The following is a 665-nucleotide window of genomic DNA, read 5'->3' on the forward strand; positions in this document are numbered from 1 at the left end:
AACAAGATCGCAGACGCGGCGCGCCACCTGTCACTCTCGGCCAGCGACCGCATGAGCCTGCTCAGTGGTCCGTCGTTCGATGCGCTGATCGTCCAGATGGGCACGCCCCTGCTTGCAGGGGCTTGCGTGGTGGTGATCGAGGACACGGTGCGCGATGACCTCGACCGGTTCTGGGCCTATGTGCAGGACCAGGCGATCAGCGTCCTCAGTTGCGTGCCATCGTATCTGACCCATGCGCTGCGCAGTGGCCATGCCAAGCCGTCGGTGCGGCATGTCATCCTATGGGAGGAGGCGTGGCCCTCGGAGCTGTGCCAGAGTATCCGCCAGGCGCTGAGGGCTGAACGCGTCACCAATCTGTATGCGTCGGCTGAGGCCGGTAGCACGGGCGCGCAAATGGTGCCGAATGAGACGGGGGAGGACAGTGATTCGCCGATCAATACCTCATTCGGCGGTTATCAAGTCTACACCATGGCTGTGCGCAAAGAGGGTAGTCGCGCCGCACGCAACGACCATGAATTTCTACTCTGTCAGCTTTTTGCCCAGATGCTTGGGTTGGACACAGTAGGCATCGACGATAGCTTCTTTGAATTGGGCGGGCACTCGTTGCTGGCCATGCGTCTGGTCAATGCCGTGCGCGAGTCGCTGGGCGTGGAGTTGCCCCTGCG

The 665-nt window shown here is 61.8% G+C and carries 1 protein-coding gene; it reads left to right on the forward strand.

Annotation, left to right across the window (positions count from 1 at the left end; translation table 11 throughout):
- A partial coding sequence (locus PF66_RS31645) for an AMP-binding protein (RefSeq protein ID WP_152973148.1) occupies positions 1-665 on the forward strand: 665 nt, incomplete at both ends.

Source organism: Pseudomonas asplenii, from assembly GCF_001293465.1.
GTDB lineage: Bacteria > Pseudomonadota > Gammaproteobacteria > Pseudomonadales > Pseudomonadaceae > Aquipseudomonas > Aquipseudomonas fuscovaginae_B.